The 12,711-nt window shown below is 66.0% G+C and carries 11 protein-coding genes; 7 read left to right on the top strand and 4 right to left on the bottom strand.

Annotated elements, in window-relative coordinates:
* Window positions 1-5 precede the first annotated feature (5 nt).
* The 3 genes from HBF32_RS06130 to HBF32_RS06140 all read right to left on the bottom strand — a co-directional run bounded on the left by HBF32_RS06130 (window position 6) and on the right by HBF32_RS06140 (window position 3,530).
* Window positions 6-1,442, bottom strand: a complete 1,437-nt coding sequence (locus tag HBF32_RS06130; protein ID WP_338039740.1) for a chloride channel protein — start codon at window positions 1,440-1,442, stop codon at window positions 6-8.
* Window positions 1,443-1,523: 81 nt separating this feature from the next.
* Window positions 1,524-2,483, bottom strand: a complete 960-nt coding sequence (locus tag HBF32_RS06135) for an LD-carboxypeptidase (RefSeq protein WP_166698823.1) — start codon at window positions 2,481-2,483, stop codon at window positions 1,524-1,526.
* 66 nt (window positions 2,484-2,549) lie between these two features.
* Complete coding sequence (locus HBF32_RS06140) at window positions 2,550-3,530, bottom strand: helix-turn-helix domain-containing protein (RefSeq protein WP_166698824.1); 981 nt, start codon at window positions 3,528-3,530, stop codon at window positions 2,550-2,552.
* A 303-nt stretch (window positions 3,531-3,833) separates the two neighbouring features.
* Here HBF32_RS06140 and HBF32_RS06145 point away from each other — a divergent pair, with 303 nt between their 5' ends.
* Window positions 3,834-5,576 (top strand): M28 family metallopeptidase, encoded by a 1,743-nt coding sequence (locus tag HBF32_RS06145; protein WP_166698825.1) that lies wholly within the window; start codon window positions 3,834-3,836, stop codon window positions 5,574-5,576.
* A 59-nt stretch (window positions 5,577-5,635) separates the two neighbouring features.
* Here HBF32_RS06145 and HBF32_RS06150 read toward each other — a convergent pair whose 3' ends face one another.
* Complete coding sequence (locus HBF32_RS06150) at window positions 5,636-7,051, bottom strand: porin (protein ID WP_166698826.1); 1,416 nt, start codon at window positions 7,049-7,051, stop codon at window positions 5,636-5,638.
* A 294-nt stretch (window positions 7,052-7,345) separates the two neighbouring features.
* On the opposite strand from HBF32_RS06150, the gene HBF32_RS06155 reads away from it, so the two are divergent.
* The 6 genes from HBF32_RS06155 to HBF32_RS06180 all read left to right on the top strand — a co-directional run bounded on the left by HBF32_RS06155 (window position 7,346) and on the right by HBF32_RS06180 (window position 12,678).
* Window positions 7,346-9,616, top strand: coding sequence for a TonB-dependent receptor (locus tag HBF32_RS06155; RefSeq protein WP_166698827.1), 2,271 nt, complete (start codon window positions 7,346-7,348; stop codon window positions 9,614-9,616).
* 326 nt (window positions 9,617-9,942) lie between these two features.
* Window positions 9,943-10,125 carry a hypothetical protein gene (locus HBF32_RS06160; protein WP_166698828.1) on the top strand — a complete coding sequence of 61 codons (183 nt, stop codon included), beginning with the start codon at window positions 9,943-9,945 and terminating at the stop codon, window positions 10,123-10,125.
* A gap of 36 nt (window positions 10,126-10,161) precedes the next feature.
* Window positions 10,162-10,497 carry a hypothetical protein gene (locus tag HBF32_RS06165; protein ID WP_166698829.1) on the top strand — a complete coding sequence of 112 codons (336 nt, stop codon included), beginning with the start codon at window positions 10,162-10,164 and terminating at the stop codon, window positions 10,495-10,497.
* A 5-nt stretch (window positions 10,498-10,502) separates the two neighbouring features.
* Window positions 10,503-10,877: a GntR family transcriptional regulator gene (locus HBF32_RS06170; protein WP_166698830.1), complete on the top strand. Its 375-nt coding sequence runs from the start codon at window positions 10,503-10,505 to the stop codon at window positions 10,875-10,877.
* Window positions 10,874-11,731 (top strand): ABC transporter ATP-binding protein, encoded by an 858-nt coding sequence (locus HBF32_RS06175; RefSeq protein WP_166698831.1) that lies wholly within the window; start codon window positions 10,874-10,876, stop codon window positions 11,729-11,731. Before HBF32_RS06170 ends, HBF32_RS06175 begins: the two co-directional genes overlap by 4 nt.
* Window positions 11,728-12,678, top strand: coding sequence for a hypothetical protein (locus HBF32_RS06180; RefSeq protein WP_166698833.1), 951 nt, complete (start codon window positions 11,728-11,730; stop codon window positions 12,676-12,678). The genes HBF32_RS06175 and HBF32_RS06180 overlap by 4 nt, the downstream gene beginning before the upstream one ends.
* The last annotated feature ends 33 nt before the right edge of the window (window positions 12,679-12,711 follow it).

The following is a 12,711-nucleotide window of genomic DNA, read 5'->3' on the forward strand; positions in this document are numbered from 1 at the left end:
AGTCGCTACGCCCCGGGCAAACCGGGGCGGTGCAAGGCATGATCGGCCACGAAATCCGTGGGAACGTGCACGCCACGGCGTGCGATCTTCTCGGTCATGATCGTGTGGCGCATCATCAATCCCGACACGATGTAGGCCGTCGTGCAGGCGGCCAGCAGCGGCAGAAGCGCATGCGGCTGCATCGTCGTCTCGAATACGAACACCGCCGAAGTCATGAGGGCGCGCGATGCGCCGGCGAAGAGCGCCGCCATGCCGATCAGGGCCGCCATGTGCGGATCCACATGCAGTGCGGGCCACCCCGACAGCAGCACGCCGCACACGCCGCCCAGCGCGCCGCCCACGGTGAACAGCGGCGCGAGCGTGCCGCCCGAGGTACCGCTGCCGAGTGCGACCGACCATGACACCAGCTTGGCGAACGCGAGCAGCGCCATCGCGGCAAGACCCAGACGGCCGGATATCACGTTCGTGATGTTGTCGTAGCCGACGCCGAGCGTGGCAGGCATGACGTAACCGACCGCGCCGACAACGAGGCCGCCGAGCGCCGGCCACCACATCCAGTGGATCGGCAGCTTCTCGAACGCATCCTCGATGCCGTACGTCAGGCGCGTGATCAGCACGCCGGCCACGCCCATCAGGAGGCCGAGCAAGGCATAGACGATGAGCGCCTGCGGCGCCACCGCGGCGAGCGCGGGCATGGGGAAGACGGGACCGGGACCCTCCAGCGCGAAACGCACGCCAGTGCCGGTGACCGCCGCGAGTGCCACCGGCAGGAGCGACCGCGCACGGCGTTCGAAGAGTAGAAGTTCGATGGCCAGGAGCACCGCGGATACCGGAGCGCTGAAGACCGCCGCCATGCCGGCCGCGGCACCGGCGGCGAGCAGCGTCTTGCGCTCGTTCTCGTTCACGGGAAGGCGTTGGCCCAGCAGCGAGCCGAGCGCGCCGCCGGTGGCGATGATCGGCCCTTCGGCGCCGAATGGACCGCCCGTGCCGATGGCGATCGCCGACGACACCGGCTTGAGCCAGGTCATCCGCGCGGGAATGCGGCTCTCGTTGGTGAGCACCTGCTCCATCGCCTCGGGGATGCCGTGTCCGCGGATGGCGCGCGATCCCCAGCGGGCCATGCCGCCGACGATCAGGCCACCCGCGGCCGGCACGAGGATCACCCACGCGCCCAGCAGATGGCCCGCCGGCGAGGTGAGTTCGGCGCTCCACGTCTGGTGGAAGGCCAGGTTCGTCACCAGTCCGATCAGCATCGTGAGCAGCCGCGCGACGCAGCCCACGACCAGACCGAGGCCGATCGCGAGGAGGCCGATGCGCAGCACCCGCGTGCTGAGCAACGGCAGCCGCGGAGGCATGTGGGCGTCGGCGAGCGACGGATCCAGCGCGGGCGCAAGCGGAATCGCCGCACGATCGTGCGGTGGCGTATGCAGGGGATCGATCATGGGACGGCCGAAGGTGGAGAGTGCGGCGCAAGGCTACCGGGATATCGGTGGCGTAGCTGGCTGGCAGATGAACGGCTTTTCTCAGGCCGGAGCGACGGGGCCGCCATCCACGGCACCGGCATATCGATAGCCGGACGCCGTGAGGCTGGCCGCGCCATCCGCCACCGAGAGCACGGCAGGCGCGCCGAACGGCAACGTCCACTTGTCCGGGCCATGGCCGAAGGCGAGGCCGCGCAGGATGGGAAGGCCGCATGCCCGCCCGAACCGCTGCAACGCATGCTCGATGTCGTAGCCGTTGTCGTATTCGCTGACGCGCTGGCCGCCAAGGCCGCCGACGACGATCGCCCGCTGGTTGTCGAGCACGCCGGCGAGCTTCAGCTCAAACAACATGCGTTCGATACGCCAGGCCTGCTCGCCGGTTTCTTCCACGCAGAGGATGCCTCCCGCCACCGTCGGCAGGTACGGCGTGCCGGCCAGGCTGCAGAGTGCCGACAGGTTGCCGCCCCACAACGTGCCTTCCACCAGCAGGTCGCGCTGCTCCTCGCCGCAGACCCAGCTCGCTTCGGTACGCGGCGATGTCACCGTCTGCCAGAAATGCCGCCAGGTGTTTTCGCGAAGGTACCCCGCTCCGAAATCCTGCACGAGCATCGGCCCGTGCAACGATCCGATGCCGCAGCGGGCATACAGGGCGCACTGGATGGCGGTGAAGTCGCCGTGGCCCACCAGCACGGAAGAATCGTCGAGGAAGCGTGCGGCCAGGCCGTCGAAGTCGAGGCGATCGAGCAAGGGTATGGCGCCATAGCCGCCGCATATGGCCATCACGATGTCGGGCAACGGCTTGTCGGGATCCGCCAGCCGGTTGATGTCGGCGGCACGCTCGGCGTCGCTCCCCGCGAAACGCAGCAGCACCCGATCGACCACCTCCGTGCCGTGCACCCGGTGTCCGGCGGCCTGGAGCCGTTCGATGCCTCGATGGCAGGCGGCGCGGTCTTCCGCGTAGCCGGAGGGGGCGACGAGCTGGATATCGAATCGTTTCGGCATGTCGGGCAAGGGGTGGCGAGCCTTACCAATACCCCCGCCTTCCGGCGAAGGCAACCATGGGACCGCTCACCACTCGTAGTATTCGTCGGCCGGCGTGAGGTCCTCGGCGGGCGCGTGACGGGTAAGGGTCTCGCGCGGCTGCTCGCCGAACACGCTGCGGTACTTCTCCGCGAAGCGCGAAAGATCCCACATGCCGCAGCTCAGCGCCACCGATTTCACCGAGCGACGACCCGCTTCCGCCGTGACCAGGCTGCGATGCGCCGTGCACAGGCGAAGCATGGCAAGGTAGCGATTGGGCGGGATGCCGAGGAGGTCGTCGAATGCGTAACGCAGCCCGCGCTCGCTCGCCCCGGAGGCCTGGCAGAGTTCCTGGGAATAGATGTCGCGGCGCAGGTTGGCGCGCATGAAGCGCTCCGCCCGACGGACCACCTGGTAGTGCGCCCGGCGTCCACGCGACGCCACGGGGCGCTCCTCCGAAGAGGAAGCCAGCGCGACACGGATATGTTCGTCCAGCAGGTCTTCGACGGGGCCCATCACGTGCTCGCCGCCGTCGCGCACCTTCGCCGCGATCTGCCGGTAGGCGCGCTTCAGATGTTCCGAACGCACCGAGAACAGGCGCAGCCGCTGCGCGGCCATGTCGACGTCGGCATGGTCGGAGGCCAGGAACCGCGAACGGAACTTTGCGTAGGGCGCCACGACCAGCGTGAAGCGCGTGCCGCGCTCGAACATGAAGTCACTGGGCGTGCCGCGCAGCAAGGTCACGGCCATGTCCGACTCGATACCGATGCCCTGGCACCAGCTGCGTTCGCCTGTCTCGTGAAGGTAGACGAGCATGCAGGCGTCTTCGGGCACGACGAGCGAGCCGCGTACGTCGAAGTCGATATACGCGGAGAAATAAGTCACCCCTTCATACACCCGGGAGGCGATGGCGGCGCGTGGTCGCGCGGGGCTCAACGTCAGCAGGTCGACCTCGCAGACGCCGAGGACAGCGCCCAGTTTCACGAGGTCGTAGTCTTCCAGTCCCTGTATATCGGCAAGGCGGCTCATGCGATTACCTCCCAGTGCTCACTTCCCCAGACATGCCGCTCACGCTTTGGCGTCACCCTGCAGGAGTCCCCCCATTTCCTGACCCCGTGCCGGAGCGCCTTCGAAAAGGCGGCTCCGTTGACGCTTATAACTAACGATGTATGGGATCAAATGCCAGCACTTTGTGAATTTGCCGAATATGCACACTCGATAGCGGGTAACCCTCGTCCGTTTGGCGAAGTTCGTGCTTTCGGCCCTGCCCCGCCCCCGGGCTGGTGAGGCTACACTCGGATGGTTACCAGCCATGAAGGGAAAGCTCCGCCGATGCGACGCCTCGCTCTCGCCTGCCTGACCGCCCTCACCCTGGCGGCCTGCCAGTCCCACGACGAAGACAAGACCGCCGCCGCTCCGCCGGCCGCGCCGGCCGGCCCCTCCACCGCGCCGCCACCGCCCTTGCCCGCGGTGGCCAACGAACACCACGACTTCACTCCGGATATCACCGGAGCCGACTTCGCCGCGCACCTCCGGGTGATCTCGTCCGACGAGTACGACGGCCGCAAGCCGGGCACCCTGGGCGAACGCCTCACCACGAACTACATCATCGAACAGTTCAAGCAGGCCGGACTGGAGCCGGGCAACAAGGGCGAATGGATCCAGACGGTACCCTCGGTATCGACGGCCCTGAACGGCAAGGACTCGCTTGCACTGGACGTCGCGGAGGGCGGGGCCGACGAGCGGTTCGCCTTCGGTAGCGACATGGTCGCCGGAACGCTGCAGGCCAAGGCCGATGTCGACCTGAAGGACTCCGATATCGTTTTCGTGGGCTACGGTGTCGATGCGCCCGAAGCGCAGTGGAACGATTTCGACGGGCTCGACGTCAAGGGCAAGACCCTGGTGATCCTCGTCAACGACCCGGGCTGGGACGGCAACGACGCGAGCCTCTTCAAGGGCCGCGAAATGACCTACTACGGTCGCTGGACCTACAAGTACGAGGAAGCCGCGCGGAAGGGCGCGGCCGCGGCGTTCATCGTCCACCAGACCGAGCCGGCCGGGTATGGCTGGAACGTGGTCCGCAGCGGTTGGACCACCCCGCGCCTGGACCTCCCTGAAAGCGAAGACCCGGCACCGCGCCTGCCGGTGGCCGGCTGGCTGACCCGCGACGCCGCGGTGCGTCTGTTCGCGAAGGCCGGCAAGAACTTCGACGACCTCGCGAAGCAGGCCGGCGTGCGCGGTTTCAAGCCCGTGCCGCTCGACGCCAAGGCATCCATCCACCTGCAGAGCACGATCACGCATTCGCTCAGCAATAACGTGATCGGCATGGTCAAGGGCTCGGACAAACCGGACGAGGCCGTCGTCTACACCGCGCACTGGGATCATCTCGGCCACGATCCCGCGCTGAAGGGACACCAGATCTACAACGGTGCCATCGACAACGGCACCGGCATCGCCGCGATGCTCGAGATCGCCGGCAAGTTCGCCCACGAGAAACCGGAACGCTCGGTGATCTTCGCCGCCGTGACCATGGAGGAATCGGGACTTCTGGGTTCGAAGTACTACGTCGCGCATCCGCCGTTCCCGCTCGCGAAGACCGTGGCCGAGATCAACATGGATGCCCTGCCCATCGGCGGCGCGACGCACGACATGGCGGTGGAGGGCCATGGCCAGAACGACCTCGAGGACATGCTGGCGGAAGTGCTCAAGGCGGATAACCGCGTCGTCAGCGGCGATACCGCGCCGGAGAAGGGCTATTACTTCCGCTCCGATCACTTCAACTTCGCGCAGGCCGGCGTGCCGGCATTGGCCGCGGGCGGCGGCATCGACATGGTGGTGGGTGGCAAGGCCGCCGGCATGGCGGCCGAAGAAGACTACGGCAAGAACCGCTACCACCAGCCGACCGACGTGTACGACATGCGCTGGAACTTCGACGGTGTGATGCAGAACGTGAAGGCCTTCTATGCCCTGGGCGACAAGCTGGCGAGCAGCGATGTCTGGCCGGCATGGAAGGAAGGCAGCGAGTTCAAGGCGGTGCGCGAGAAGTCGCTGGCCGAAGGGGCCAGGAAGAAATGACCTAGGGCGGGAGTCGCTGGGCCCCTGCTTGCGCAGGCAGGGGCCCAGCGGCCCGTCTCTCAGTAATTCACCTGCAGTTGCACCCTCAGCAACTGTCCGTGAACCCGCCGGTACGGCGCGGCGCTCACATCCGTGCGTCGCATGTTCGCCCAGGCCACCGCCAGCTCGACGGCATTCGACGGCTGCCACTCGACGCCCGCCTCCAGTTCGTCCACGTCCATGCGCGGCGCGTTCGTGTCGAACTTCGCCGCGCCGCGATAGGTCTGCCATTTCGCATACGGCATGAGCGAGCCATACCCCCCGTCGAACTTGTACATGACCTGCGCATAGCCGCCGCGCAGCGACTTTGTGCGGATGGTGCGACCGGCGATATCCAGCTCGGGCCCCTTGCCCACCGTCCACTCCGCCTGGAAACCGAATGGCTGCGGGTAATAGATGACGTGCGCCGCGACACGACGGTCGGTGGAGCCCGCCTCGGGTGCATCGACGGAAGGGGTGAACGTGTTGCCGTCGATGGTCGCCGACGCGGTGGAGACCTTGTAGCGTCCCGAATAGGCATCGGCACCAACCTCCAGGTACTGGCCGTTCGCGAACTTGAACGGATACGAGACGTGGATGACCGCATGCAGCTGGTCGTTGCGATCCGGTCGGTTGGCACCTTGTCCGTTATAGACGCCGAAACCGACCACCCCGTAATCGCCGGAACCCTTCAGGCCCGACTTCTGCAGGTAGGCGAACCGCTCCTTCGCCACGGTCGGCGACCAATATGCGATGACGCCGAGGTCGCGCTCGTCGCGCACGCCCGAATTCAAGGCATCCGCGCGATCGGGCGCGAGACGGTTCTGGCTCGACTGGAGGTCCTCCCAGCCATAGGGGATCTTCGACTGGCCCGCGCGGATGCGCCAGGTCTTGTCGCTGTCGAGCCACAGGTCGGCATAGGCGTCGCGCAACTGGGCGAAGTGCGTGGTGCTCGAACCCGAAGGCGTGCTGGCGAGATCCGGCTGGATGTAGATCGACATCCGATCGGTCACGTCGCCGCTGATGACGACTCGGGCGCGGCGGATGCCGAAGCCCTGCTCGCGCCCGATGAAGCGGTCGCCGGGGGATTTCAGGTCCTTGGCCTGCTCGCCCAGCTCCTGGTTGTAGCGCATCTGCACGTAGCCGCGAATGCCGATCTTCTCGTACCAGGCCTTGGCCGAAGCGGACGGGCTTCGGGGTGCGGAGGTGTTCGCGGATACCGTTGGGACGGCGGCGACCGCGCCCTTCGCGCCGCGAGCGGAGGCCGTCGCCGCGGGCGCCACCTCGTCCCCGGCAGGCACGAATCGGCCGAGCCGCTGCCGGCCCGGACCAGGCTCCGCGAAGATCTGCCGCGTGGCCGCATCGACATACAGCTCCACGGCGGCCTGCGGGGCGCCTTCGGCGGCCGCGGTTCCGCACATCGTCCAGAAGGCGGCGGCCAGGGGAATTCGCTTCATGGGTCGGGCGCTCCGAAAGAATTGAGAAAATACTCAAACGTCGGCCATCACGACGGCAACGGTCGACAAATGGCGAGAACCTCGCCAGTCGCCGGAACCATAATCGGCATCCATTGCACTTCAATGACAGCCAGCCGGCCGCGTTACACGCGAACGGCGCGAAAGAGCAACACTTTCGTCATCACCACGTCACAGTGGATAATCCGCCGCAGACGCGCCTCGCCAGGGGACCGGCTCCATCGTAGTTGGCGAGGCACCTCTCCCTACCCCAGCATCCCAGGCGGAACACAACTCATGTCCTTCGCAAGCCCGCGCCGCACCCCGCGACGTCTCGTCATTGCCTTGTCCATCGCTGCGGCGCTCGCCGCCGGTACGGCTATCGCCCAGGACACTCCCCAGGACGCCCAGCCGTCCGGCGCGCCGCCGCGGACGGCGACGCTGCAGACCATCAACGTGACCGCCGAAAAGCGCACGGAAGACCTGCAGAAGGTGCCCATCTCCATGACCGTGGTGACTGCCGAGAAGCTCGAGGCGTTCGGCCAGGCTGGCGACGGCGTGCTGCAGCTCGCTTCGCGCGCGCCCAGCGTGTATGCGGAAACCTCGTACGGCCGCGAATTCCCGCGCTTCTACATCCGCGGCCTCGGCAACAGCGACTTCGACCTCAACGCGTCGCAGCCGGTGTCGATGGTCTACGACGACATCGTCCAGGAAAACCCGATCCTCAAGGGCTTCCCCCTGTTCGACCTCGAGCAGGTGGAAGTGCTGCGTGGCCCGCAGGGCACCCTGTTCGGCCGTAACTCGCCGGCCGGCGTGATCAAGTTCGAATCGCGCAAGCCCACGCAGGAAACCGAGGGCTATGCCCGCGTGTCGTATGGCTCGTACGGCACGGCCAACGCCGAAGCCGCGATCGGCGGCAAGCTCAGCTCGAGCTGGTCCGGCCGCGTCTCCGCCCTCGCCCAGCACCGCGACGGCTGGATCGACAACGACTACACCGGCAAGAAGGACGACCTCGGCGGCTACAACGATCGTGCCATCCGTCTGCAGGCGCTGTACAAGGCTTCGGAAGACTTCGACGCCCTCATCAACGTGCATGGCCGCTGGCTCGACGGCAGCGCCATGGTCAATCGCGCCAACTCGATCACCCTGGGCGGCGACCAGTTCGTGCCGGGCTTCGATCGCGACTCCGTCTCGCAGGACGGCCGCAACAAGCAGCACCTGTTCACCTGGGGCAGCAACCTGCACCTGAACTGGCACTTCGGCGACCTCAACTTCGCCTCGATCACCGGTCTCGAGCGCGCCACCACGTACAGCCTCGGCGACGTCGACGGCGGCTACGACGCCTCCGGCACGCCGGCCAAGCCCAGCTTCACCAACCGCGTGACGCCGTTCTATTCGGAGACCGCGGACGCGCTGCCGAAGGACCGCCAGATCACCCAGGAATTCCGCCTGTCCAACGACAGCGCGGAGCGCCTGAAGTGGCAGGTCGGCACCTATTATTTCGACGAAGACATCGCGATCACGAACTTCTCGTACGACACGCTCAACCATCACGCGCTCAATGGCTGGGTAGACCAGAGCCAGCGCACGAAGGCCTGGGCGGTGTTCGGTTCGGCGGACTACCAGTTCACCGACGACTTCGACGTGCGCGCCGGCGCGCGCTGGTCGCACGACAAGCGCGACTTCAAGGCCGAGCGCTTCCTCGGCTTCACCGGTCCCGTTGGCCCGCTCACCTCCAGCCCGACCGACGCACGCTGGAGCGGCGACCTGACCGGCACCTGGCAGCTGTCGAAGAACTCCAACGTCTACGCCCGTATCGCCAACGGCTTCCGTGCGCCCAGCGTGCAGGGCCGCATCAACTTCGCCAATAGCATCTCCACGGCGAAGCCGGAAACGATCACCTCCTACGAGATCGGCTACAAGTCCACGTCGGACGACAACAAGCTCCGCTTCAACGCCGACGTGTACAAGTACAACATGCACAACCAGCAGCTCACCGCCGTGGGCGGAGCGACCAACGTCACTCAGCTGATCAACGCGAAGAAAACGGAAGGCTACGGCGCCGAGTTCGACCTCGAGGCCTACCTCACCCCGAACTTCTACATGACGGCCGGCGGCAGCTACAACCACACCGAACTGAAGGACCGCAACCTCGCTGTCGCGCCGTGCGGCGGCGGTTGCACCGTGGTGGATCCGCTCAATGCCAGCGGCAACGCCCTCATCGACGGCAACGTGCTCCCCAACGCGCCGAAGTGGATCGGCACCTGGACCGCCCGCTACGGCATCCCGTACGGCGAGAGCGGCGAGTTCTTCGTCTACACCGACTGGAACTACCGCAGCGAGGTGAACTTCTTCCTGTACGACTCGGAAGAGTTCCGCAGCAAGCCATTCCTCGAAGGCGGCATCCGCATCGGCTACAACTGGGAGTTCGGCAAGCGCGAGATTGCCCTGTACAGCCGCAACATCACCAACAAGAAGGTCATCACGGGCGGTATCGACTTCAACAACCGCACGGCCTTCGTGAACGACCCGCGCATCATCGGCGTGGAGTTCCGCGCGGAGCTGTAAGGCCTGCAGCACGTCGATCGGCCAACGGCCGGCCCCTTCCGGGGGCCGGCCGTTTTCGTTTGCGGGCTTTCGCCGCTATAGCGGCTTCTACAACGTCCCGGCCCCTCTGTAGGAGCCGCTATAGCGGCGAGAGCCCGTCGCCTAAACCTTTCCAGTGAAAACGGCATCAGAACAGGTGCCCGCCCGGACCACCCCACCAGCACACCCCGGCACGGCATAGGCCATAAGTCATATGGAATTTCACGAAATTCCGGTTGACGACTCAAAATTCGGTGTTATAGTTCACTACAACACCGGTCACCCACAGCACCACAGGAGCAGACACCATGAAAAGCCCGAACTACATCGCCCTGGCCGCCTCCTTCGCCATCGCCGCCTCCGCCCTGGTCGGTTTCAGCAGCACCTCCACCAAGGTCGCCCCGCTGAGCGAGATCAACGGCACGAAAGTCACCGACCTCGCCCCGATCGTCGTCTACGCCGACGCCGGCCCGAACGTCGCTTCCCTCTAACCCGAGCACCCCGCAACACGTCATCGGAGTCGTCTCATGAAAGCGCCGAATCTGATCGCCCTGACCGCATCCGTCCTGATCGCCGGCACCGCCGTGTCCGCCTTGCGCTCCTTCGATGACCGCGCCGCCGCGATGCTCGCCGCACCGCATTTCGTCAACGGCACGCGTGTCGTCGACCTGCCCCCGCTCGAAGTACGGCCTACCGACGCCGATGTGCGCGACGCCGCCCTCCTGAGCGAGGCCACTTTCGATTCGGCCGCCGACGCCCTGAAGCGCAGCGCCGAAGACCGTGCCGCAGCGCTGATCCGTGCGCAGCTGGCCATGCCCTACTATTCGTTCGGTAACGCACTGCGCCAGACGGCGAAGGAATGACATACATGTCCATCACCTGGAACGACAGCGTCCCGATCTACCGCCAGCTCCGCGAACGCGTGGTGGCCATGATCCTGGACGGCGCCTTGAACGAAGGCGACCCGCTGCCGTCGGTACGCCAGGTCGCGGGGGATTTCCAGATCAACCCGCTGACCGTTTCCAAGGCGTACCAGGAGCTGGTCGACGAACAACTGGTTGAGAAACGGAGGGGTCTTGGCATGTTCGTGATCGATGGAGCGCGCGAAGCGCTGCTGAAGAGTGAAAGGGAGCGCTTCCTGCGCGAGGAATGGCCGGCCCTGTACGCCCGCCTGCAGCGCATGGGCCTCGATCTGAAAACCCTGATGCGTGAAGCCAACGGCTCCGCGGAGGACCCGTCATGACAGCGGTCGTCACCGCCACCGGCCTGACCAAGCGTTACAAGACGTCGCTTGCCCTGGATTCGGCTTCGTTCCAGATCGAATCCGGCCGCATCGTCGGCCTTATCGGTCCCAACGGCGCCGGCAAGACCACGGCACTCAAGGCCATCCTGGGTCTTACGACGTTCGATGGCCAGCTCAGCGTCCTCGGACTGGATCCGCGCAAGGAACGCGACAAACTGATGGAACAGGTGTGCTTCATCGCCGACGTGGCCGTGCTGCCCCGCTGGCTGAAGGTGGGCGACGCCGTCGATTTCGTGGCCCATACCCACCCCCGCTTCGACCGCGCCAAATGCGACGCCTTCCTGGCCCGCACCAAGCTGCAGCGGGGCCAGAAGGTGAAGCAGCTGTCCAAGGGCATGATCGTGCAGCTGCACCTGGCGCTGGTGATGTCCATCGACGCCAAGCTGCTGATCCTGGACGAACCGACCCTCGGCCTGGACATCCTCTACCGCAAGCAGTTCTACCAGAGCCTGCTGGAGGATTATTTCGACGAGGAGAAAACGATCCTGGTCACCACCCACCAGGTCGAGGAGATCGAACACATCCTCACCGACCTGATGTTCATCCGCGACGGGAAGATCGTGCTCGACACCGACATGGACAGCCTGGGTGAGCGCTTCGCCGAAGTGCTGGTGGGCGCCGAGCTGGCGGCCGCGGCACGCGAGCTGAAACCGCTCGACGAACGGCAGGTCTTCGGTAAGAGCGTCTTCCTCTTCGACAACGTGAGCCGGCCGCAACTCGAACGGCTCGGCGAAGTGCGGCGACCGTCGATCAGCGACCTCTTCGTCGCCACCATGAAGGGCACCTACGCATGAAAACCTTCTACTGGCTGGTCAAGCGCGAATTCTGGGAACACAAGGGCGGCTTCTTCTGGGCGCCCGTGGTCACCGGCATCGTTTTCCTGGCGCTGAACATCATGGGGATCGTCCTCGGCGAAATCTTCGGTCGGCGCAACAACTGGGGCGTGTTCAAGTATGGGGAAATGAAGTTCCACCCCGAGGATCTGAACAACGTCGGCGCGATGATGGACATCTCGCTCTACGCCATCGCGGGCATCGTGTTGTGCGTCACGGCCATCGTCGTGTTCTTCTACTGCCTCGGTGCGCTCTACGACGATCGCCGCGACCGCAGCGTGCTTTTCTGGAAGTCGCTGCCACTGTCGGATACCTCGACGGTGCTCTCCAAGGTCGCCAGCGCCATCGTGCTGGCCCCGGCGATCGCCGTGGTGATCGGGGTGATCGTGGGCCTGGCGATGAGCCTCCTGTTCGCCGTGGTCGCCTCCATGCACGGTGTCGGCCTCTGGAGCCTGCTGATGGCCTCGCACCCGATCCGCGTCGTGCTGAACATGATCCTGCTGATCCCGTTGTATGCGGTCTGGGCGCTGCCGACCATCGGCTGGCTGCTGCTGTGCTCCTCCTGGGCCCGCAGCAAGCCGTTCCTCTGGGCCATCGCCTTGCCCGTCGGCGCCGGCGTGATCGTGTCCTGGTTCGGCCTCATGGGCATCGCCGGCCTGTCGAGCGAGTGGTTCTGGAAGAACGTGGTGGGTCGCCTGCTGGGCAGCCTTGCCCCGGGTGGCTGGATCTCCAATGCCTCGCAGCTCAGCGGTGTGGGCCATGGCGACCCGGCTTCGCTGGTGAACAGCATGGGCCTGGCTTACCACTACAGCGCCCTGGCCAGCCCCTCGCTCTGGATCGGCGCGGCGGCGGGAGCGGCGATGATCGCCGGCGCCGTCTGGTTCCGCCGCTGGCGCGACGACAGCTGATCTTCGACACCAACGGACGGCTCCTTCGGGAGC

It is taken from the genome of Luteibacter yeojuensis, assembly GCF_011742875.1.
Taxonomy (GTDB): Bacteria; Pseudomonadota; Gammaproteobacteria; order Xanthomonadales; family Rhodanobacteraceae; genus Luteibacter; species Luteibacter yeojuensis.